Source organism: Bacillus sp. A01H, assembly GCF_045277205.1.
GTDB classification, from domain to species: Bacteria; Bacillota; Bacilli; order Bacillales; family Bacillaceae_G; genus Bacillus_A; species Bacillus_A paranthracis.
On sequence record NZ_CP117702.1, the window covers coordinates 5,478,500 to 5,502,670 of the forward strand.

Genomic DNA, 24,171 nt, shown 5'->3' on the forward strand with positions numbered 1-24,171 from the left:
AAACGCTTTACAAACAGGGGGAAGAACGATGCTTGGGGTTTTTAAAAAACATAACAATAAAACAAACGTAAGTATACTTGAATTAAGTAAGAATCAACAAATCACTTTTAACGTTCCTACTAATTCTGAACTGAAAATTCAGATGGATATGCTACATATTTCAAAAGAAGATTTACAAATCGTAAAGGTACTACAGCCTTTTATTTATGAAGAAATTGATTGGATTACTGAAAAATTCTATTCCAATATTACAAAACAGCCTAATTTAATTACGATTATCGAACGTTATAGCTCTATTCCAAAACTAAAGCAAACTTTAAAAACACATATAAAAGAATTATTTAGTGGAGATATGCATGAAGACTTTATTGAACAACGTGTTAGAATTGCAAAAAGACATGTACAAATTGGGTTACATAGAAAATGGTATACTGCCGCTTATCAAGAATTATTCCGCTCTATCATGAAGATTTTAAAAACGAAAATTACAACAATTGACGATTTTTCTTATTCTATAAACGTAATAAACAAATTACTTACTCTTGAACAAGAACTCGTTATTGCGTCTTATGAATCTGAATATGAAAGAATGCAAAAAGAACTTGAAAAAGAAAAAGAAATAACAGCTATGACCATTACGCACATTGCAACAGAACTAGCATCTGTATCTGAAAAAACAAGCGCTTCTATTCAGCAGTTAACCGCTAAATCTGAAACGATTGTAGAAATTGCTAAAACAGGTACGTCATTAGCTACAACATCAGAAGAAAAAGCAAATAAAGGTAAAGAACAATTAAATGAGCAAAATAAACGAATGGAATACATTCAAACGAACATGGAAACGATTATTACAGATACACATGAACTTCTCGATATTTCTAACAAAATTAACGAAATTATAGATATTGTAAAATCAATTGCCGAGCAAACAAATTTACTCGCACTAAACGCTGCAATTGAATCTGCGCGTGCTGGGGAATTTGGCAAAGGCTTTTCTGTTGTAGCTGGAGAAATTAGAAAGTTATCAGAGCAAACGAAAGAATCTATATTTAATGTTACAAAGCTCGTTGAAAAAACAAATGAACAGATTGTTCGTGTCTCTTCTTCCGTGAAACAAATTAGCTCTCTCGTATCTGAAGGAACTGATAGTATGTCTGCAACGGATCAATACTTCCAAGAAATCGTAAAAGACATGTCTAACTCGAAAGAACAGAATAAAAAAATTGAGAATGAGTTAGAAACCATTTCACAAGTAATGAAAGGAATTCAAGACGATTCCTCAAAAATGGCTCTAACAGCCGATAGTTTACAACTGGAATTAAATCGATAGAGTGAAGTTTATGTCAGTAGAGATATTTTATCCCTGCTGACTCTTAGCTTTCATCTTCTATCCATAAAAAAAGAATCCAAACTGGATTCTTTTTATTTTCTGAAAAATATTTTTTGACAATACACATAACTCATATAAACACCAAAGCTTTGCAAAATAAACAATGCTGGCACAATAAGATTATAATATGCCATATCGACTTGGAAGAGCTTTAACAATACGTATCCGCTAATTAACAATAAGAACAACATATATCCCTCATTTTGTTGTTTCTTAATAAGAAAGTGTAATAGAGCTATAGTCATAAACAATGTTACCGCTATATATATCAGTTTTTCACATTTGAAAAGAGTAGAATTTATCCCCTCATCTGAAAACTGATTTATCACCGGTTCTAAAAGTTTAAATCTTTCTCCCTCAATCTCTTTTAACTTCTGATCAATATGCTCTGTTACACTTTGATTTTTCGATACTTTTTCCTCACGTTGCGCTTTTCCAATTAAGACAGATTGAACATACGTCTCATTCGAAATCGTATATTGTGACAGTCCCATTGTCTTAATTCCATAATTCACACTAAAATGAGCACTATAAAACAGAATAAGTATCCCTATCGTCTTTAGTAACACTTTTTGTTTCGTTGCTGATTGAAGCGCTTCAATTAATAATACATATATCGTGATAAAAATAGGAAGAAATAATCCCATTGGGAAAATCATATTACTACATGCAAATAAAATCGCTGAAAACACCCACATATAAGGATGATCTAATCCTTTATATAAAAGTATGTAACAAGCAAAATAAAATAAAAATATTGCAAGTGACTCAGGAGTTAATACGGAACTCATGAATATATTTGGAATATACAGAGCATAAAATGTGGAAGCAATACGACCGCATTCTTCTCCAAAAACCATTGCCGCAATACGATAAATAAAAAATGCAGTTCCTGCGCAAAATAACACATTAAATAGTTGTAAAGCAAATAATGTATCACCAAATATACGAATAATTACTGACTCATATATAATAAACGGCAAATGAGTTATAGTCCCTATATTATTACCAATTGCAATCTCCTTTGCAGACTCATACATCATTTTCATATCACCAATTATTGGAGCGTCTACAAATAACAGCATACTAAGCCTCACAACTATAGATATACTTATAAGAAAAATAAGAAATTGTTTGTCTGTAAAACGATATTGTAGAATTGTTGCCACTAACAAAATGAGTATGACGAAAATTGCCAATATGATTGTTACACTTGTTGTACTTCCTCCAAAAAATTGCTTACTTGTCTCAAATGCTGTCCAACAACTATAAACAAAAAATGCGAGCATCGCACCAATCGTAATTTTATTGAAGAAAGATGAAAAATTTGTTTGTATATGATTCATATGTCCATTGCACCTCTATTTCCATTCATAACAAAACGATTCTATCATGAATGGGTACACGGCTGATAGGGAATTTCTACGACAAATACATAGTCATTACTTTTTACTTGCAATGTAAGCGAATCCTCTTTTACACTACATTTTAGATAAAATAAATTTTCTTTCAGTTACATGAATACAAATACAGAAGTTTAAATAATCCTCTTTTGGAATACGCTTTACTTTATTAAATATCTAATATGAGTAATCCACTTACACATATTATTCTGATTGAAAACAGACTATAGGGGCTGAATATATGGAAAAGAAATTCATGCGAGAATCAAAAGCAATTAAAACAACACGTGTTTTTCCTAACGATTTAAATAATCACCAAACACTTTTTGGAGGGAAATTATTAGCAGAAATTGATAGTATTGCTTCAATTGCGGCTGCAAGACATAGTCGTAAACATTGCGTAACAGCATCTATTGATTCAGTTGATTTTTTAACTCCAATTCACCAAGCTGATTCTGTTTGTTATGAAGCATTTGTATGTTATACAGGGAAATCTTCAATGGAAGTTTTCGTAAAGGTAATCGCAGAAAATTTATTAGCAGGCGAGCGTAGAATTGCTGCCACTTGCTTCATTACATTTGTGGCAATAAAAGATGGAAAACCTTCGTCCGTACCACAAGTACTTCCTGAAACTGAAGAAGAACATTGGTTACACACAACCGGTTCAGAACGCGCGGAAAATAGAAAAAAAGGACGTTTAAAAAGTAAAGAAATGGCTGAGGTTTTAACTTTAAATAAACCTTGGAATATTTAATACGATACTCTTCCATATACATGCATAGGTTCTTTCTTCCTTGCATGTATTTTTTATGCAAAATATTCCCCCTTATCCTTTTATTCTCAATCTGTCCTCTTAAATCATGCACCAGCTTTTCCTTTATTTTGTTATACTGTTAATGGTATATTAAAGAAAGTTCGTTTAAAAATAACCATAATATGATTAAGTATATAAGGGATGGTGCGGTAATGACTATTGAAGTACCAATTTCAATACCAAAAACGTTAATTATTATTCCAGCGTATAACGAGGAAGAGGCAATTGCAGATACATTAACAAGATTATTAAAACTAAAACAGCATTTTACTGGATTAAGCATTTGCGTTATTAATGATGGATCACACGATAAAACAGCTCAAATCGTAAAAGAATTTCCTGTTCACCTTGTGAATTTACCATATAATCTAGGTATTGGCTCAGCTGTACAAACTGGATATAAATACGCATATGAGAATGGATATGATATTGCGATTCAGTTCGATGCTGATGGACAACATAACCCAGATGATTTATATAAAATTATAAAGCCTATCGCTGAAGATGAATGCGATATGGTACTAGGGTCACGTTTTACAGAAAAAACAGCATATAAAGGTAGTATTTCCAGAAGAATCGGTATTTTTTATTTTACTGCCCTATTGAAAGTACTAACAAAACAAACATTTATGGATCCAACTTCTGGATATCGTGCTATCAATCGAGAAGTAATTACAATTTTTGCACACAATTATCCAAAAGATTATCCAGAACCAGAAGTTCTTATTCATTTAAAAAAGAAAAAACTTCGCATTAATGAAATATCTGTAAATATGCAAGAGCGACAAGGTGGACAATCTTCTATCACACCTTTTAAATCTGCATATTACATGATTAAGGTAAGTCTTGCTATATTGATGCAAAAAATCGTGAAAGGTTGATAATAAATGCCTATAATTACCTTTTCATTCATCTTTATTTTATTATTATTATTATTAATTATTAATTCTATTCGTCGCGGAACTTTAGAAACGAAATATGCTGTTTTGTGGATTTTTGTTTGTATTGCAATGGCTATTTTAAGTTCTACCGATAAAATTATAAACTGGATTGGAAAACTACTAAAAGTAGAATATCCCCCTTCCATTTTATTTTTATTTGGATTATTATTCTGTTTCATCTTAATTTTTGATCTAACAAGAAAAATTTCTAAACAACATCATCAACTTGTAACATTAACGCAAGATTATGCGTTACTAAAGCAAAAACTACATGCAACTGAGCCAGACAAAGATTAACCTATCATTTCAATTCTTAATACAAAAGCCTCTTACTTTCATATTAAGAGTTGAAGGGCACTCCACTTGTTAGACATATTCTAACAAGTGGAGTGCATTTTTTATGGCTCAATTTTCTTCAACAGAAAAAATCCAAGTAGTGAAACAATATTTGGATGATACAGAAAGCGAAAAAATAATTGTTAAATCTATAGGAGTTACTCCATATAGCGATATAAATAATCAATAATTATATTTCTTAATCAAAACCTCCCATAATAGACTACCTATTATTCCAAGTATACAGCTCCAAACAGAATAACTATCTTTTATACACATTATAAATAATATAAAAAGTTGATTTACAAAGTTTATATGCGGTAAACTTATACAGATGTTCTTGTTCTTACTTTTAAAATTTTAGAATAAATATTTTGGTGCATTACAAAATTAAAAATATATTTAGAAGGGTTCTATTATGCAAAAATCAATTGCTAAAAATATTATATACAAAATTTTATTAAACATTTTCAATGTCATACTTCCAATTCTTGTTGGCCCCTATGCTTATCGTACACTAGGTGCCTCTTCGATGGGGAAAGTGAACTTCTCTGAAACAATTTTTACTTACTTCTTCATTTTTGCTGTATTTGGCATCCATCAATATGGATTAAGAGAAATTAGTGCCATTAAGGATAATAAAAAGAAATCTGAACAATTATTTACTAGTTTATTTATATTAAGTATCTTCACGAATTTATTAACATTTGGAGCATATTTACTATTTAGTTACTTCGGATATGCGGAAAAAGGTTTATTTTATATCCTCCTCATATTTGGATTTAACTTTATTGCAAATATTTTTTATGTAGAGTGGCTAAATGAAGCCTACGAAAATTTCGACTTTATTACATTAAAGACCATCATTGTAAAATTAATTTATGTCGTAATGCTTTTTATCTTTGTACAAACTGCTCAAGATTTTTATCAATTTACAGGACTATTAGTACTTTCTAATTTCTTAAATAATATTATTAGTTATATATATATAAGACGCACTGTAAAATTCGATTTTTCAAATATTACTATCAAAAAACATTTAAAACCATTATTATTAATCGCCATCTTCTCAAATGCGCATATACTTTATACTCACTTGGATCGCTTCTTCCTTGGAGAATACGTAGGCGAAAAATATGTTTCTTTCTATGTAATGGCTTTTCAAATTATGTCTATTATTAACTTACTCATGTTAAGCGTTATACAAGTAACCTTACCAAGGCTTTCTTACTTATCCGAAGGTGATGATGAAACAGCATATGATAAATTATTAAATACAATATCTCAACTTTATTTCATCACCTTATTCCCAGCAGCTATAGGAATTATCATTGTCTCGAATTTAATTGTTGTAATCTATGGCGGCGCACAATATGCTGCTGCTGGACCTACATTGGCTATTTTTTCTGTTTACATGGTTATATTAGGTATCCAATCCATTCTTGGAAATCAAATTATGTACATTAAACGTAAAGAACATATATTGGTACGTGCGCTATTAGTATTTGGGGTTATAAATATTATACTTAAAGTAATACTGCTAAAGATCAATTTATTTACACCAACGACAGCAACTTTGACAACAACAATTGCAACGCTATTACTTGTTGTGTATATATATTTTTATATCAAAAAATCTTTAAAGGTAAACTATCACCTATTTACGATGGCCAACTTTAAATATTTATTCTATTCCCTTACATTCTTTCCAATTTCTTATGTAGTTCAACTATACGTGTCAGGAACAATTCCTTTATTTCTAGCATTAGTTGTCACAAATGGACTTGCATATACTCTATTGCTATTCCTGACAAAAGATGAAATCTTATTCATGGCTCTTTCTAAGTTAACATCTAAATTTAAAAAATCTTAAAGACGTAATAAAAAGAGACGTACCATTCACTTTTGAATAGCACGTCTCTTTTCTTATTTTTAAACTTATAAAAACTGTTCTCATTATAATATTTCAACATTGAGTTGATTCCAATTACTTCTTCAGTAAACTCTTCGCAATTATACGTGTCAGGAGACCTTTATCCATCAATAAAATAGAACAAAATTTAGGGGAAAATAACATTTTTATATTCCATAAACCATGCTTCGTTCCTTTAAGAATCATATCAAGCCATAGAAATTGGAATATTTGCTTAATATTTTCATCCTCTTTGTTAGCCTTATGATATTGTTCTTCTAATTGGCGTTTTACTTCTAATAATTCTTCTTTCGTTAATGTACCCCTTGCAAATGGTACGCGATTAAATTCAATTCCAATACGAGATAAAGCCTCTGTAGAAATCTTTGCGGCCATAACCTCTTGATCGGAGGCATTAAGACTACTTACACTTGTTTCTGACCAACGATAATTCAATAGTGGCTCCTCTAAGTTAATTACTTTATACTTCTCACTTAATCTCTGGAACAACTCATAATCTTCAGCATGTAAGTAATTCAAATCATAATAAATATTGTGTTCTTTTAAAAATTCCGTGCGCATCATCACAGATGGATGAATCATACAGCTTCGAACATATAAACAATTTCTAATTAATTCCGAAGAACCTGAAATTTGCCACGGTTTTCGATTCTGACCTATAACTTTAACACCCGTTCCACAAACTGCAACATCAGGATGCTTCTCCATATACTGCAATTGAATTTCTAAACGTTTTGGATCTGCTATATCATCACAATCCATCCTAGCAATATATTCCCCTGTTGCTAAATCAATTCCCTTATTTAATGTCTTAATCAACCTTAAATTCACTTCATTTGTCACTATTCTTATTCGTGAATCACTATAGGAATTCAAAATCTCCATACTACTATCTGTTGATCCATCGTTTATAATTAATAATTCAAAATCTGTAAAAGTTTGGTTCAAAATACTATCAACAGACTCTCTTAAATATTTTTCACCATTATATACAGGCATTAGTACCGTAATTTTTGGCATTGTTGACCTCCATAAAAAAGAATTTAAAATTGTTTCATATTATATAATATATACTTTAGACTCACCTTTCCATTTAAACCAGATATGTCTATTTTCCACATATATAACGATATCCGGTAAAGCACTAATATAATTTTTTATTTTTTCTAGTGTATATTTCATATTTCTCTTCACTTAGTATAGCAGGTTCCCCTATTAAATATAGTACCTCTACAAATTATACAGTAACCTAATTAACTTCAACATATTTATACCTTAATTATCATTTGTTCATTTAAATTAAAAAATACCCAATAATATACATATAAAAACATAATAATCCATCCGATTTTCTGTATTTCATCTATAAAAATCCGGAAAATGAATAATGTACCTTTTTGAAATAATAGCATTATATCACAGAATTTAGTATCATGATTCAAGGTACTATTTCAAGTTGGACGGAGGATACTATGAGCTTATTAACAGTTGAAAAATTAGGACATACATTTGGCGATCGTACATTATTTAAAGATGTATCTATGCGATTACTAGCAGGTGAGCACGTTGGATTAGTTGGTGCAAACGGTGTTGGTAAATCAACATTCATGAATATCATTACTGGTCAGCTTATTCATGACCAAGGTCGTGTAGAATGGACACCGGGCACACATTACGGTTACTTAGATCAGCATACTGTTTTAACGCCTGGACGTACAATTCGTGACGTACTAGCGGATGCATTTTTACCGTTATTCGAAAAGGAAAAAGCTTTAAATGAAGTTACAGAAAAAATGGGAACTGCTACACCAGAAGAGCTAGAAGAACTTCTTGAGCAAATGGCAGAAATACAAGATGCACTTGAAGCAGGTGGTTTCTATTTACTAGATATGAAAATTGAAGAGGCTGCACGTGGTCTTGGAATTGATGCAATTGGTTTAGATCGTGATGTTTCAGCACTAAGCGGTGGACAACGTACAAAAGTATTGCTTGCAAAGCTATTACTTGAACAACCAGAAGTGTTATTACTTGATGAACCTACTAACTATTTAGACGTTGAACATATTCATTGGTTAACAAATTATTTAAAAGAATACCCACATGCATTCTTATTAATTTCTCATGATACGGAATTTATGAACAAATGTGTTGATGTTATTTTCCATCTAGAATTCACAAAAATGACACGCTATACAGCGACATATGAAAAATTCCTAGAACTAGCAGAAATCAATAAAAATCAACATATAAACGCTTATGAAAAACAGCGCGAGTTTATCAAAAAGCAAGAAGATTTCATTGCAAAGAACAAAGCCCGTTATTCAACAACAGGTCGTGCAAAGAGTCGTCAAAAACAACTTGATCGCATGGAACTTATTGATCGCCCAGAAACAGCAATTAAACCTGAATTCTCATTTAAAGAAAGTCGTGCAAGTAGTCGCTTCGTCTTTGAAGGTGAAAATGTAGAAATTGGATATACACATCCACTACTACCAAAGCTATCAATGACAATTGAACGCGGTGAAAAAATTGCTATCGTTGGATGTAATGGTGTTGGTAAATCAACGTTACTAAAAACAATCTTAGGTAAAATTAAACCTCTAAGCGGTAAAACAAGCCTTGGGGACTTCTTAGAGCCTGCATACTTTGAGCAAGAGGTTAAAGCTGACAATATAACACCAATTGATGATGTATGGAATACATTCCCTGGCTTAGACCAGCATCAAATTCGTGCGATGTTAGCAAAATGCGGATTAAAAAATGAACATATTTCTCGCCCGTTAAGTCAATTAAGTGGTGGAGAACAAGCAAAAGTTCGTTTATGTAAACTAATGGGTGAAGAAAGTAACTGGCTACTATTTGATGAGCCGACAAACCATCTTGATGTGACAGCAAAAGCAGAACTTAAGAAGGCTATGAAAGCATATAAAGGAACAATCCTCCTTGTATGTCACGAACCAGACTTCTATGAAGATTGGATTACAAAAGTTTGGAATGTAGAAGAATGGTCTCAAAATAAAAATTAATAGATATAAGATTTTCATCCATATTTTATGCTATACTATACTTTGCGTGACAACATCTTGCTCTGTTGTCACGTTTTTTATAGAGTAAGATTTTATTAATGCTGGGGGCTATATTATGCTTTTTAATTCTTTTGAATTTATGCTTTTATTCTTGCCTATAGCAGTAATTGGATATTTCCTATTGCAAAAAGTTAACAAAAATTTCGCGAAACTTTTTTTAGTAGGTATGTCCCTTTACTTTTATGCATATTTTGAGGTGAAATACCTATTGCTAATAGGAGTTTCATTATTTACAAACGCATTTATAGGCCAACAAATTATACAAAAAATCAATCAAAAAACCCGAAAAGTATTTTTAATAGTTGGTTTAGTATTTAACATCTCATTACTGGGATACTTTAAATACTCTGATTTCTTCTTAGATAATATAAATACCCTATTTGGAACTGATGTACCTTTATTAAAGTTATTACTGCCTTTAGGCATTAGTTTTATTACCTTCCAAAAGATAGGTTTTTTAGTAGATTGTTATAAGAGGGAATTAACAAAGTTTAATTTTATTGATTTTTGCTTGTTCGTAACGTTTTTCCCGCAACTTATTGCAGGACCCATTGTCCATCATAGTAAGGTCCTCCCTCAATTTCAAGATGAATCTAAAAGAAGGCCGAATATTGAAAACATTACAAAAGGACTTTACATATTCGGAATTGGTCTTACTAAAAAAGTAGTAATTGCTGATTCACTAGCACAATGGGCTGATTTTGGCTTTAGCAATGTAAATCAACTATCTACGACCGATGCATGGGTTTCATCACTTGCGTATACATTACAACTGTATTTTGATTTTAGTGGATATTGTGATATGGCAATAGGTGCAGCGTTGTTATTCAACATTATACTACCAATTAACTTCTTCTCTCCTTATAAATCTTTAAGTATTCAAGATTTTTGGAGACGTTGGCATATGACATTAGGACGATTTTTCACCCAATATGTATATATTCCATTGGGTGGGAGTCGAAAAGGGCAAATTCGTACTTATTTAAATTTATTTACAATTTTTCTTATAAGTGGAATTTGGCATGGCGCTGGATGGACGTTTGTCATTTGGGGCGTTTTACACGGATTAGCTATTGTAATACATCGATTATTTAAAAACTTAGGTGGAAAAATGCCTAAATTTATTGCTTGGATTTTAACAATGGGATTTGTACATGTAACATGGGTGTTCTTCAGAGCTACTTCTGTAGAAGATGCATTAACTATGTTAAATCGCATGTTCAACGTAAATTACTTACACATCCAAACAGCACTTATTCAATTCCGTCCAGAAACATTAACTGGTGTGTCTATAATGGATAATTTAATTTATTCAATTTGTAATTTATTCCCGTTCCAAGTGACTGGTGATCATTTTAACTTCCAAACTATTTTATACCTAGCAATTGGAATCGCTATTGTATTATTTACAAAAAATTCTATAGAAAAATTAGAATCTTTCCGTCCAAAACCGATTTATGCTCTTGCATTAGCTAGCATGTTTATACTTTCTTTGATGTATTTAAATCGTGTAAGTTCATTCTTATACTTTAATTTCTAATAACCGTAGGTGAAAAATATGTATAAACGTTTTATATGTTGGTTTATTATATTCCTTTTCATTTTATCTGGAATAGTTTGCTCTATTGTTTATAAGCTTGACCCATTGTATGTATATAAATTTAAGAAGAACGATTATTTTTATGCTACTGAACGCTATCAAATGCCTGGACTTATTAAACATATGGATTATGATACCTTATTTGTAGGAACTTCTATGGGAAGAAACTTCCTTGAACCTGACGCTAATAAATTACTTCATACTACCAGCTTTAATGGCTCTCTTCCAGGTTCAACAGCTAGGGAACAAAATATGACAGCCCAGTTAGCTACGCATTCAAAAACTGTTAAAAATATTATTTGGGAGCTTAATTTATATTCATTCTCTGGAAAACCTGAATGGGTATCAGAAGGTGCTTCACCATTTCCAACTTACATGTATGATACAAATAAGTTGAATGATATCCAATATTTAATTAGCCCGTATTCTCGAAAAATAGCATTGCAGAATATGAAGTTAAAACTAGATCCAACAAAGTCTCCACAGGATCCCCACTGGCTATACAAATTTGGAGATGACGAGCCAAATTTCTCAGTAGATATAGCTAAAAGGGTTGTTGACGGAACACCTCATCAATCAATCAGCGATGGTTGGTATCATGAACAAATGCTTAAATCTTTTGATTCTAATATTATTGAATTTGTAAAACAAAACCCGGAAGTACAGTTTACATTTTTCTATGCGCCATATCCAGTAACATATCACGTAGTTATGGATAAAAACGACTCAAAGCATACAAAGGAAAATATGTTATTTAAAAAAGAAGTATACACTAAATTAGCACAACTAAAAAATGTAAAACTCTATGATTTCCAAGATCAAAAAGAAGTTACGTATAATCTTTCTAATTATATGTCTGACCAAACGCATTATTACAGATATATAAATGATTGGATTGTAAAACAATTAGCTACAACTGAACCGATTACTAATAAACGAGATTACGAACAAAGATTAACTAACTTCTCTAATGAAATACGGAATTTCGATACTTCTAAGCTAGTGAATTCAGATGAAAGACCTAAATAATAAAAAGGTAACAATGAAAACTATCATTGTTACCTTTTTATATTGTAATAGCCCATAAGCCTCAAACGGAATTCTTTTAAAGTTGGATATGCCTCTAAATTGAACAACATCCCTTGGATAACCGGAATTCTTGGATTTTGCATCCTCATTTCTGCCTCCAAAACATCTAATGTAACAAGCAATTCCTCATCTTCTAATTGATCCGCTAAAGTACGTTTAAACACAATAATTTCTTTTAGAAAATGTTCCTTAACCTGTTCCTTAATAAGCTCTGATTTACAAAGAAATTCTCCAAGCTTTTCTTCATGTAATACAGGTTCTTCTGAAGATTCTACCAATCCATCTACTAAATGATCCACTCTTTTCAAAATAAAAGCAGAGACGTAAGATAAGTCTATTTCTGGTGCTTGTAAAATAATTAGTTCTAAATATCCACGGCATATGCCTTCTACCATAATGACTAAATCTAATAAATATGGCATAACCTTATCACCATAAATAGACAGTAAACTATTCCGATAAAATGCGTGAGACTCTAACTTCATCCGCATCATAAATTCTTCTACTTCTTTATTAAAAGGAATCGCATTTTCCCTTGCATGCATAATAATAAATTCTTTATGCTTTTGTATATCATTAAACTGGCAATGCAATTGTTTTGCAAATTTTTCACGTGGCAATAACGACTCTTTTTCAATATCCATCATTTTGTTTTGAATCTTGTCATAGTAATATCGAAGTGTCGCTAATAAAAGTTCCTCTTTTGATTTAAAGTATAAATAAAAGGCTCCCTTAGATATGCCACAAGCTGTCACAATTTCCTGCACTGATGTCGCATTTACACCCTTAGTCGCAAATAACTTCATAGCCATCTCTATAATTAAGCGCTCTTTTTCTTTCATATCATGTCTCTCCTAAATTTAATCTCGCATCTTATTATGAATGTATTATACCATCCCTTTTCATTGACGGCTGACCAATCAGTCAGTTATATTATGTATTAGACTGACCAGTTGGTCAATATAATACAAAGGGAGCGCAAACATGAACAAAATTATTAATTTTTCGTTAAAAAATAAGTTCGCAGTTTGGCTACTAACCATTATCGTTACCATTGCAGGTATTTATTCTGGGCTGAATATGAAGCTGGAAACAATTCCTGATATTACAACACCTGTTGTAACAGTAACCACGGTTTATCCTGGTGCTACACCAGAAGAAGTAGCTGATAAAGTTTCAAAACCGATGGAAGAGCAACTGCAAAATTTAAGTGGTGTAAACGTTGTTAGTTCATCATCTTTTCAAAATGCATCTTCCATTCAGGTAGAATATGATTTTGATAAAAATATGGAAAAGGCTGAAACAGAAATAAAAGAAGCTCTCGCAAATGTGAAACTGCCAGAAGGCGTAAAGGACCCGAAAGTTTCACGTGTGAACTTCAATGCCTTTCCTGTAATTTCATTAAGCGTAGCAAGTAAAAATGAATCTTTAGCTACCTTAACTGAAAATGTAGAAAAAAATGTTGTTCCAGGATTAAAAGGACTTGATGGGGTCGCATCTGTTCAAATTTCAGGTCAACAAGTAGATGAAGTACAACTTGTCTTCAAAAAAGATAAGATGAAAGAATTAGGTTTAAGTGAAGATACTGTAAAAAATGTAATTAAAGGATCGGACGTATCTTTACCACTTGGTTTATATACATTTAAAGACACAGAAAAGTCAGTTGTTGTAGATGGAAATATTACAACAATGAAAGCATTAAAAGAATTAAAAATCCCTGCTGTTCCTTCATCAGCAAGCGGTCAAGGTAGTCAAAATGCCGGAGCTGGTACACAAGTGCCGCAAATGAATCCAGCCGCTATGAACAACGGGATTCCGACAGTTACATTAGACGAAATTGCTGATATTAAAGAAGTCGGAAAAGCGGAATCTATTTCTCGAACAAATGGAAAAGAAGCAATTGGAATTCAAATTGTCAAAGCTGCTGACGCGAACACAGTTGATGTTGTAAATGCTGTTAAAGATAAAGTAAAAGAACTTGAGAAAAAATATAAAGACTTAGAGATTATTTCAACATTCGACCAAGGTGCACCTATTGAGAAATCAGTAGAAACAATGCTGAGCAAAGCCATTTTTGGTGCTATTTTTGCGATTGTTATTATTATGCTGTTCCTACGAAATATCCGAACAACATTAATCTCTGTCGTTTCCATACCACTTTCTTTATTAATTGCTGTATTAGTCATAAAGCAAATGGATATTACACTTAACATTATGACGCTTGGAGCAATGACAGTCGCTATCGGGCGCGTTGTGGATGACTCCATTGTTGTTATCGAAAATATTTACCGACGTATGTCGTTATCAGGAGAGAAACTACGCGGGAAAGATTTAATTCGTGAAGCTACAAAAGAAATGTTTATTCCGATTATGTCTTCTACCATTGTAACAATTGCTGTATTTTTACCGCTTGGACTAGTAAAAGGTATGATTGGTGAAATGTTCTTACCATTCGCTTTAACTATCGTCTTCGCTTTATTAGCATCGTTGCTAGTAGCAGTTACAATCGTACCGATGCTAGCTCACTCTTTATTTAAGAAAGAGAGCATGAGAGAAAAAGAAGTACATCATGAAGAAAAACCAAGTAAATTAGCAAATATTTATAAACGCATACTTACATGGGCTTTAAATCACAAAATTATTACATCAAGTATCGCTATCCTTCTATTAGTTGGTAGTCTTGCACTTGTTCCAATTATCGGTGTAAGTTTCTTACCATCTGAAGAAGAAAAAATGATTATTACAACGTACAACCCTGAACCAGGTCAAACGTTAGAAGACGTTGAAAAAATTGCAACGAAAGCTGAGAAGCACTTCCAAGATAATAAAGACGTCAAAACAATTCAATTCTCATTAGGTGGCGAAAACCCAATGAGTCCTGGTCAATCAAATCAGGCAATGTTCTTCGTACAATATGATAACGACACGAAAAACTTCGAAAAAGAGAAAGAACAAGTCGTTAAAGATTTACAGAAAATGTCTGGAAAAGGCGAATGGAAAAACCAAGACTTCGGAGCAAGTGGCGGTAGTAACGAAATCAAGTTATACGTTTACGGAGATAGCTCAGAAGACATTAAGCCTGTCGTAAAAGATATTCAAAACATAATGAAGAAAAACAAAGACTTAAAAGATATAGACTCTAGTATTGCAAAAACATACGCAGAATACACTTTAGTCGCAGATCAAGAAAAGCTAAGTAAAATGGGTCTAACGGCTGCACAAATTGGAATGGGACTTTCTAATCAACATGATCGCCCTGTTCTGACAACAATTAAAAAAGACGGTAAAGATATCAATGTATATGTAGAAGCTGAAAAACAAAATTATGAAACAATCGATGACTTAACAAATCGTAAAATTACAACGCCGCTTGGTAGTGAAGTGGCTGTAAAAGATGTGATGACTGTAAAAGAAGGAGAAACTTCGAATACAGTGAAACACCGCGATGGCCGTGTTTATGCGGAAGTAAGTGCAAAACTAACATCTGATGACGTTTCAAAAGCATCCGCCGCGGTTCAAAAAGAAGTAGATAAAATGGATCTTCCTTCTGGCGTAGATGTTTCTATGGGAGGCGTTACAAAAGATATTGAAGAATCATTCAAGCAACTTGGCTTAGCGATGTTAGCTGCGATTGCTATTGTATACTTCGTTCTTGTCGTGACATTTGGCGGTGCTCTTGCACCATTCGCAATTTTATTCTCGCTACCATTTACAATCATTGGAGCCCTTGTTGCCTTATTAATCTCTGGTGAAACGTTAAGTGTCTCTGCAATGATCGGTGCCCTTATGTTAATCGGTATCGTTGTAACAAACGCAATCGTGCTTATCGACCGCGTTATTCATAAAGAAAATGAAGGTCTATCAACACGTGAAGCTTTATTAGAAGCTGGTGCAACACGCCTTCGCCCGATTTTAATGACTGCAATTGCAACAATCGGTGCTCTTATCCCGCTCGCATTAGGATTTGAAGGTAGCGGCTTAATTTCTAAAGGACTTGGTGTAACAGTAATTGGTGGATTAACAAGTTCAACATTATTAACACTTCTTATTGTTCCAATCGTTTATGAAGTATTAAGCAAGTTTAAAAAGAAAAAAGTAAAGTAACAAAAAAATAACCTCGCTAACTGCGAGGTTATTTTTTATTTCCAAACAAGATTAGGAAATCACCATAGCCTTCTTTTTCTAATTCCTCTGTTGGAATAAATCGAAGAGCTGCTGAATTTATACAATAGCGAAGTCCATTTGGTCCTGGACCATCTGGAAATACGTGGCCGAGATGTGAATCTCCTTCCTTACTTCTCACTTCTGTACGCGTCATATTATGACTCACATCCATTTTTTCCTTCACACTAGCTGACATAACTGGCTTCGTAAAACTAGGCCATCCACATCCACTATCAAATTTATCTAGAGAAGTAAACAAAGGTTCACCTGAAACGATATCTACATAAAGACCTTCTTCTTTATGATTCCAATACTCATTTCGAAATGGTGGTTCTGTACCATTTTCCTGTGTTACATAAAATTGCATCTCACTGAGTTTTTCCTTTAAATGAGCATTATCCTTTGGCCAATGTTGCTTAATAAACGCATCTCGCCCTGAGCCCTTACGGTATAACTCGTAGCGGAATTCATTTTTCTTATGATATCCTTGGTGATATTCCTCTGCGGGATAAAACGTAGCAGCTGGCAATATTTTTGTCGCAATCGGCTTTGAAAAGCGCCCACTCCTTGCAAGCTCTTCTTTTGAAGCCTCTGCTTTTTTATGTTGTTCTTCATTATGATAAAAAATCACTGTTTCGTAAGACTGTCCACGGTCATGGAATTGCCCGCCTACATCAGTCGGATCAATTTGTCTCCAATATATATTTAATAACTCCTCATACGGCATTTTATTTGCATCAAATGTAATTTGTACTGCCTCATAATGTCCCGTCGTTTCTGAACATACTTCTTTATATGTTGGATTCTCTTTATGACCACCTGTATAGCCAGAAATAACCTTTATAATTCCTTCCATCTCTTCAAATGGCGAAACCATACACCAGAAGCACCCTCCAGCAAATGTAGCTAATTCTACCTTTTCATTTACAACCATTCTTTCACCCCTATTCTATCTTCTCCTTACAGTATGGCATAAGAAACATCATGTTATAAAAGAAAAAGCATCGAACATCGATGCTTTTTTAATCTGTCTCCTTTGTAACGGACAGTAAAACCTCCAATGATTAAAGTTTGACTTTATTTACGAGGTTTTAAGGAATCTTGAAAATGAAAAGTATTATTTATTAGTAGCAAAATAAATATTTATATATTTGCCTTAAAATCTAATTCTAATAATATGGAATTACAAATACATTTATTGAAAATAAAATCATAAAGTGTATTAATTTACTTTAAAAGGAGAATTTGTGAAATGAAAAAGTTACTAGTATTACCAGCAATCGCTTTATCTTTAATTGGAACAGGGACAGCTGCAGCATCAGTACCAGAAACGCACATGAATAAAACTCCTGAAGTAACAGAAATTCAGCTAGGAAATGGCGATGATTCAATCATCATGTATTCATCATCAATATTACTAGGGAGTCAAACAGTCTCCTTTGATCATGGCTCTGGGTCCGGTTATTTTTGGAATAAATCTGACGATGACCTTACATTTTGGATTCAAAACACAGGGCCAAGTACTTTACGCTATAAACTTATAAATTCAGCAGGCCATACGCTTTATCAAGAAAGTATAAGTCCAGGGGCACAAAAAACTCTTTACTTTAGTACTAGTTGGTCAGATTGGGTATCAAGTGGAAAATATACCATCTCTGCATATACTGATCATGGCGGTGTTGATTCATTTAAATTTGCGGCAAGGGCATTTCCAGAAGGGTTTTAAGATCACAAAATATATTTATTTAATTATATATAAATATATATAATTATTAATTAAATTGTCTTTACGTTAATAATAAATAAACCCCCAAATCATGGACACTAAAAAAGTCTATGATTTGGGGGTTTGGTGCATTTTCACGCTCATTCCTCATTAATAATGGAAACGATGATAAAAGTGAGATACAGGAAATGAGCAAAATTATTTTTAATGAAATACAAAGGAGAATTCTTTTGTTAAATTATCCACTTTATAGGGTACAGTTCATTTCTTACTTCACTTTATTTTTTCCCAGCGTCCTTCTCCATTTCATCACTTGTCACATCTAAGACATCTAATAAGAAAATGAAGATTGGAATACCGATAATTAATCCCCATACACCTAAGAAGTGTTCCGAGAAGATTAATACCATAAACGTATAGAAAATTGGTAAGTTTGTTTTTTGTGACATAAACTTCGGATTTAACACGTAACTTTCAAGCGCATGAATGACTGTTACGATAACTAAAATATAAACAACGTACATAATACCGCCGATATTGTAAGCAATCATACAAAGCGGGAATAACGAAATGATAACCCCAGCTACTGGAATTAAACCAAGTAAGAAGATCATTAACGCTAAACCTAATAATTGTGGGAATCCTAATATCCATAATGCAATAACGGATAAAACGCAGTTAACAACTGCAATTAAAAATTGTGCCTCAATTACTTTTCCGAATGAACGTGCAAATTTCTTACCGAAGTACTCGATTTCAGTATAGAAAATTGCAAGTCTGCTCTCTTTAAATTTTGCAGTAAAAGCAACGATACGAGCTTTCTCCAATAAGAAAAATAAACTTAAAATTAAAGAAAGTAACACTTGAAGGCCAAATTTCCCAACATTCGTAATCGATTTATACAAAATGTCAACGCCTTGTCCTACATACTTCGAAAGTTCCATATGATTAACAGCATTAACTGCATACTTAATTAATTCACTGTCCGGTGGGTTTCTTAAAAATACGTTAAATTGATAAATCAATTGTGAAATTTGTATCGTTAATACTGGTAAATATTTAAATAGCGTAATAGCAATTCCACCAATTAACATGACATATAGAAATGCTATAATGAGTTTTCGATTAATGGGCATGAAATGATCTAATTTGCGGGAAATAAACTTTTGGAATCGATCCATTAAATACGTAAGAATAAACGTAATTAAAATTAAATTCAACATACTTTGCAGCCCGTATAACACGAGGGCAAGTATTACTAATACGAGTAACCTCTGAAATCCTTTGCTTTGAAACAGGTTTTTTATTTGCATAATCGACGAGTACTCTCTCCTGTCCTATAAAGTAAAACGTTAATAAGTAGATTTTTCTCTCTTTTCTACTTTTAATTATTCATTCATATTAAGATTTTTATAAGCTCATTATACGCCTACCTTAGCAGATCTATAGTAGCTTACTTCTTATTTTACAATACAATGACCTAATTCAAAACGTATTCTACACAGTATTAATGAAGATTTAAGGAAACTTACATTTTGTCACAATAGGTCTTACCACTACTGTAACATAAAAAGCAAGCTATCAGTAGAAATCTGTCCTACAAATAGCTTGCTTTTCTCATTTTTCAAGTAAGTTTTACTATCCAATGAATGGCATGAACATCGGTATGACAACTACCGTTACAACTCCAACTACTGTTACAGCAATACTTGCCATAGCTGCCTCTACTTCACCCATTTCAATTCCTACTGCCACTCCTAATGCATGACCTGCTGTTCCAAGTGCTAAACCTTTTGCAATTGGATGTTTCACTCTAAATGTTTTTAAGAATAACGCTCCTAATGCGTATACGATGACTGCGTTAAAGATTACTGCAAATGATGTAATTGCTGGTATACCACCAATACTTTCAGAGATTGGTAATGCAATTGCTGTTGTTGCCGCTTGTGGTAACATTGAATTCATTACTGCTGTATCTAGGCCAATTGCTTTTGCAACAATGAACACGACAATTACTGAACAAATAGATCCAACCACGATAGCTGATAAAATTTGCCACCAATATTTTTTCAACTTATCCACTTGTTTATATAATGGAATTGCAAACGCGATTGTTGCTGGCTCTAAGAAAAAGCTAATCATTTTTCCACCAGTATTATATTCTTCGAAAGTAAAGTTACCTACTTTTAAAAAGACAATCCCTAATACCATCGCTACGAATAATGGTGTGAATAAGAAGAACCCTTTTGAATGCTTGAATAATAATGTTCCGATTCCGTATGCGATTAATGAAACGACGATTCCGAAATATGGAGTCATTGTGCTTGCCATGTTCATTCCCTCCTAACAATATATACTAAAATGGTTACGCAACTTTTCCGTGCTTGCGTCCTTTATTTACTACTTTCAATTCTTTTGTATCTTCTGTTTCTTTTTTATCTTTTCCTAAAATAAATTGTGCAAATAATCCTGTTACAGCGAGTAAAATAACTGTTGCAACAACAATTACAGTTAAAATTTGTACAAAATATTGTCCCATTACACCAAGAGAATTAATAACCGAAATACCTGATGGGACGAAAAGGAATCCGATAATACCTGTTAAAGCTGTTCCAAGTGATTCAACTTGTTCCAATTTAATAACCTTTAAACATAATAGACTAAATAAAATGACTAACCCGATTACCGATGAAGGCATCGGAATTGGTAAATGTGTTGCAATAATATTAGAAATTAACATAATAGCTGAGAATATGAAGGCTTGTGATAAGAAACTATATACTTTTTTCGTACTCATTTTTGCCACCTCTTTCGATTTGGTACCTTTATTGTATAGGATATAACCGCCTTAGTAAGCGTTTACATAACAGAACGTCAAATATACAGAATCAGTTACAAATATAAAAGGATGAAATACAAAAGCTGCTTCTTAAATACGAAGCAGCTTCTTGAGTTCTTTTGCATATGTACGACTAACAGGTACTTTTGATCCTTCTTTCATAATTAAATTATAAGTAGAATTGAACCATGGCTGAATTTCAGTAATGTGATTAATATTTGCAATAAAACTACGATGAACACGCATAAAACTTGCTTGTGGCAACTTCTTTTCCAAAATCACAAGTGTATCGTGTGTTATATATGTGTCCCTCATTGTTTTTACTGTTACTTTTCCATCCACAAGTCCTACATATATAATATCTTCAATATTCACAAGTACGATTGATTCTTCAATTGGTAATGCTAATTTATGCATATCTGCCGTTACATCTGCCCCTTTTATTTCTTGCTTCGTTTCTATTTGCGACTGCTTTTGTTTTTTATACTTCTTTAATGTTTGTACAATACGTTCTTCATCAAATGGCTTTAAAATATAGTCTAACGCATCTACTTCAAATGCTTGCAACGCGTATTGATCATAGGCAGTCGCAAATACAATGGCAGGTGGATTTTTCATCTTCTTTAATATATTCGCGATTTCAAATCCGTTATCATCAGATAACTGAATGTCTAGGAAAACAATATCTGGTTTGTTTTTCATTAACTCTTCTAATGCGTCCTCTACACAATCAGCCTCACCAATTATCTCAACTTCCTTCGTTCTCTCTAATAAATACTTTAGTTCATCACGTGCTAACATTTCATCATCAACTACTAGTACTTTTAACAATCTGCTCTTCCTCCCCTACTTTTTTCGGAATAACAAAAGTAACCTCTGTCCCCTCATTTAATTCACTTTCAATATGAAGCATCGTTTCTTTCCCAAATAACCCAATAAGACGTTCATTAATATTATATAAAGCTGTTCCAGTCCCTTTCTTTGACGAAACTACCATCTTTCCTAATTGTTCTAAACGTTCTTCCTCAATTCCCTGCCCATTATCTTTTACTTCAAAATGAACCATACCCTCTTTTTCAAAAACATGCACTTCCACTTCGCATACTGGTTGCTTCTTCGGAAAGGCGTGTCGCAACGCATTTTCAACCAATAGTTGAAGAACAAATGGTGGTACTAAAGTTGTCTTTAGCTCATCCTCAATATACACCTTTACTTCATACTTATTTGGAAACCTTGCTTGTTCTAGCGATAAGTATGCTTGTACATGGTTTAATTCTTGTTCTAGTGGAATCAATAACTGACGTGCCCCTTGTAAATTACAACGGAAATACACACTAAGCTGTAATAATAACTTCCTTGCTTTTTCTACATCTGTTCGGCATAAAGCTGATACTGTATTAATCGCATTAAATAAAAAGTGTGGGTTAATTTGTGCTTGTAATGCCTTTATTTCCGCATCTTGCAATAATTTACTTTGCAACTCAGCTTCCCCTAATTCAAGTTGTGTAGAGAATATTTTTGCTAACCCTTCTGCTAATTCCTCTTCCACACGACTTAACTGGTTAGGGTTTTTGAAATACAGTTTTAATGTCCCTATCGTATTTCCATGTGAAGTTAGTGGAATAACAATCGCCGCTTGCAAAGGGCATCCTTCATGTTGACAATTAATGACCTCACGTGATTTTGCTTTCATTATTTTTCCTGTGTGTAACACTTCTTTCGACAAACCAGTTATTAAACTATGTGAAGGAATATGGTGATCTGATGCTAATCCAACATGAGCTAATATTTTCTCTGTATCTGTTAAGGATACCGCATCAGTTCCTGTAAAGCGGTGAATAATTTGTGCCACATGCTTACACGATTCTTCTGTTAAGCCTTGGCGAAAATACGGTAACGTTTTATCTGCAATACGTAATACCTTATGAGTCTGAAGTGCCTTTGCATTCTCTTCCTGGCGCAAAATAGCTTGTATCATAGAAAGTAAAATAAAACTTCCAAAGCTATTTACAAGGATCATTGGTATCGCAATTGTTTTCACAATACTCATTCCATCCTCTACAATTAATAAGATCATAATCATTTCTAAAGAAACGATAAACACACTTAAAACTGCTGAAAATTTAGGCGTAATTGTACGATTATACTTTTTGAAAATGTATCCAATATAACCTGTTATAACCCCCGCTAAAATTGAAGAGATTGCACAACTTAGTGCAGTCGTCCCGCCAAGCATATAACGGTGAATACCAGCAATCGATCCTACTCCAATTCCAACGATAGGTCCGCCAAGCAATCCACTAATTCCAACACCCATAATACGTGTATTCGCGATTGTGCTCGATGAAGAAACACCCTGTAGCCAATTTTCATTCATAATCGTATTACCCGCTATTTCAATCCCAGTGTAATTGCTTACAATTGTAAACACCGAAAAAATACAAATAAGCTTAAGCTTATCTACATAACCATCTTGCTTATGAAGGAGGCGCCTAAATGTTTTAATATGCGAAAGTAAAAATCCTAAAATAACAATAAGTCCGACGCGTTCAATCATCATAAGTACTAAATTTAGCATCTGTGATTCATTCCTTTTTATAGTAGTTAGTTTTATTATCGGAAAATAGTGAAGTGGGCGTCAAGAAGAATGAAATACCTTTTGCAATATTTTACACATAACAATTCCCTCTTTATTTGACAATCTAATAGAAGAGTGCTAAAAATAAAGTAATATAATACAGTCCTTTAACCCAACCCCGTGAGGTTGAGAAGGAAGTCGGAATACAATATACGTATGTTCTTTTCTAGGAATACGTATGCTTTTTTGGCCTTCTCATCATATCAGGTGAG

20 protein-coding genes and 1 pseudogene are annotated in these 24,171 nt (G+C 32.9%); 12 read left to right on the forward strand and 9 right to left on the reverse strand.

Features of this window, described 5'->3' with window-relative positions; genetic code table 11:
* Positions 1-148: 148 nt before the first annotated feature.
* Together PSR14_RS29090 and PSR14_RS29095 are read left to right on the forward strand one after the other, a co-directional pair.
* Positions 149-526: pseudogene (locus PSR14_RS29090) on the forward strand (protoglobin family protein); the annotation flags it as partial.
* On the forward strand, positions 524-1,330 hold the full coding sequence (locus tag PSR14_RS29095) for a methyl-accepting chemotaxis protein (RefSeq protein ID WP_369805093.1): 807 nt from the start codon (positions 524-526) through the stop codon (positions 1,328-1,330). The pseudogene PSR14_RS29090 and the gene PSR14_RS29095, both read left to right, overlap by 3 nt.
* Positions 1,331-1,422: 92 nt before the next feature.
* On the opposite strand, the gene PSR14_RS29100 is transcribed toward PSR14_RS29095, so the two are convergent.
* Positions 1,423-2,736 carry a glycosyltransferase family 39 protein gene (locus PSR14_RS29100; RefSeq protein WP_001015645.1) on the reverse strand — a complete coding sequence of 438 codons (1,314 nt, stop codon included), beginning with the start codon at positions 2,734-2,736 and terminating at the stop codon, positions 1,423-1,425.
* A 298-nt stretch (positions 2,737-3,034) separates the two neighbouring features.
* Here PSR14_RS29100 and PSR14_RS29105 point away from each other — a divergent pair, with 298 nt between their 5' ends.
* The 5 genes from PSR14_RS29105 (at position 3,035) to PSR14_RS29125 (ending at position 6,757) form a co-directional block, all read left to right on the forward strand.
* Positions 3,035-3,547 (forward strand): acyl-CoA thioesterase, encoded by a 513-nt coding sequence (locus PSR14_RS29105; protein WP_000412121.1) that lies wholly within the window; start codon positions 3,035-3,037, stop codon positions 3,545-3,547.
* A gap of 212 nt (positions 3,548-3,759) precedes the next feature.
* Positions 3,760-4,488, forward strand: a complete 729-nt coding sequence (locus PSR14_RS29110; protein ID WP_000151538.1) for a glycosyltransferase family 2 protein — start codon at positions 3,760-3,762, stop codon at positions 4,486-4,488.
* A 6-nt stretch (positions 4,489-4,494) separates the two neighbouring features.
* Positions 4,495-4,845: a DUF2304 domain-containing protein gene (locus tag PSR14_RS29115; RefSeq protein ID WP_001121772.1), complete on the forward strand. Its 351-nt coding sequence runs from the start codon at positions 4,495-4,497 to the stop codon at positions 4,843-4,845.
* Between the two features lie 103 nt (positions 4,846-4,948).
* Positions 4,949-5,074: a hypothetical protein gene (locus PSR14_RS29120; RefSeq protein ID WP_000046732.1), complete on the forward strand. Its 126-nt coding sequence runs from the start codon at positions 4,949-4,951 to the stop codon at positions 5,072-5,074.
* 228 nt (positions 5,075-5,302) lie between these two features.
* On the forward strand, positions 5,303-6,757 hold the full coding sequence (locus tag PSR14_RS29125) for an oligosaccharide flippase family protein (protein ID WP_001172390.1): 1,455 nt from the start codon (positions 5,303-5,305) through the stop codon (positions 6,755-6,757).
* A gap of 114 nt (positions 6,758-6,871) precedes the next feature.
* On the opposite strand, the gene PSR14_RS29130 is transcribed toward PSR14_RS29125, so the two are convergent.
* A complete protein-coding gene (locus tag PSR14_RS29130; RefSeq protein WP_001124449.1) occupies positions 6,872-7,837 on the reverse strand; it encodes a glycosyltransferase family 2 protein in 966 nt (321 codons plus the stop codon).
* Between the two features lie 452 nt (positions 7,838-8,289).
* On the opposite strand from PSR14_RS29130, the gene PSR14_RS29135 reads away from it, so the two are divergent.
* From PSR14_RS29135 to PSR14_RS29145, 3 genes are all read left to right on the forward strand, one after another.
* Entirely contained in the window at positions 8,290-9,843 is a 1,554-nt protein-coding gene (locus PSR14_RS29135) for an ABC-F family ATP-binding cassette domain-containing protein (protein WP_000055411.1), read from the forward strand.
* A gap of 115 nt (positions 9,844-9,958) precedes the next feature.
* Positions 9,959-11,443, forward strand: a complete 1,485-nt coding sequence (locus tag PSR14_RS29140) for an MBOAT family protein (protein WP_000898525.1) — start codon at positions 9,959-9,961, stop codon at positions 11,441-11,443.
* Positions 11,444-11,461: 18 nt separating this feature from the next.
* Complete coding sequence (locus PSR14_RS29145) at positions 11,462-12,532, forward strand: hypothetical protein (RefSeq protein ID WP_000278073.1); 1,071 nt, start codon at positions 11,462-11,464, stop codon at positions 12,530-12,532.
* 29 nt (positions 12,533-12,561) lie between these two features.
* Here PSR14_RS29145 and PSR14_RS29150 read toward each other — a convergent pair whose 3' ends face one another.
* Positions 12,562-13,434: a TetR/AcrR family transcriptional regulator gene (locus PSR14_RS29150; protein WP_044791879.1), complete on the reverse strand. Its 873-nt coding sequence runs from the start codon at positions 13,432-13,434 to the stop codon at positions 12,562-12,564.
* A 142-nt stretch (positions 13,435-13,576) separates the two neighbouring features.
* On the opposite strand from PSR14_RS29150, the gene PSR14_RS29155 reads away from it, so the two are divergent.
* Positions 13,577-16,696 carry an efflux RND transporter permease subunit gene (locus PSR14_RS29155; protein ID WP_098486884.1) on the forward strand — a complete coding sequence of 1,040 codons (3,120 nt, stop codon included), beginning with the start codon at positions 13,577-13,579 and terminating at the stop codon, positions 16,694-16,696.
* Between the two features lie 28 nt (positions 16,697-16,724).
* Here PSR14_RS29155 and msrB read toward each other — a convergent pair whose 3' ends face one another.
* On the reverse strand, positions 16,725-17,690 hold the full coding sequence (gene msrB, locus PSR14_RS29160) for a peptide-methionine (R)-S-oxide reductase MsrB (RefSeq protein WP_000261258.1): 966 nt from the start codon (positions 17,688-17,690) through the stop codon (positions 16,725-16,727).
* Positions 17,691-18,008: 318 nt separating this feature from the next.
* Between msrB and PSR14_RS29165 the strand changes: the two genes are divergently transcribed.
* Positions 18,009-18,482 (forward strand): hypothetical protein, encoded by a 474-nt coding sequence (locus PSR14_RS29165; RefSeq protein ID WP_000735636.1) that lies wholly within the window; start codon positions 18,009-18,011, stop codon positions 18,480-18,482.
* Positions 18,483-18,760: 278 nt separating this feature from the next.
* Here PSR14_RS29165 and PSR14_RS29170 read toward each other — a convergent pair whose 3' ends face one another.
* From PSR14_RS29170 to lytS, 5 genes are all read right to left on the reverse strand, one after another.
* Positions 18,761-19,795, reverse strand: coding sequence for an AI-2E family transporter (locus PSR14_RS29170; RefSeq protein WP_001166015.1), 1,035 nt, complete (start codon positions 19,793-19,795; stop codon positions 18,761-18,763).
* A gap of 325 nt (positions 19,796-20,120) precedes the next feature.
* Positions 20,121-20,813 (reverse strand): antiholin-like protein LrgB, encoded by a 693-nt coding sequence (lrgB, locus tag PSR14_RS29175; protein WP_000168869.1) that lies wholly within the window; start codon positions 20,811-20,813, stop codon positions 20,121-20,123.
* A gap of 34 nt (positions 20,814-20,847) precedes the next feature.
* Entirely contained in the window at positions 20,848-21,279 is a 432-nt protein-coding gene (gene lrgA, locus PSR14_RS29180; RefSeq protein WP_000104902.1) for an antiholin-like murein hydrolase modulator LrgA, read from the reverse strand.
* A 132-nt stretch (positions 21,280-21,411) separates the two neighbouring features.
* A complete protein-coding gene (locus PSR14_RS29185; protein ID WP_000921833.1) occupies positions 21,412-22,152 on the reverse strand; it encodes a LytTR family DNA-binding domain-containing protein in 741 nt (246 codons plus the stop codon).
* Positions 22,130-23,899 (reverse strand): two-component system sensor histidine kinase LytS, encoded by a 1,770-nt coding sequence (gene lytS, locus PSR14_RS29190; RefSeq protein WP_000933576.1) that lies wholly within the window; start codon positions 23,897-23,899, stop codon positions 22,130-22,132. The genes PSR14_RS29185 and lytS overlap by 23 nt, the downstream gene beginning before the upstream one ends.
* Positions 23,900-24,171 lie beyond the last annotated feature (272 nt).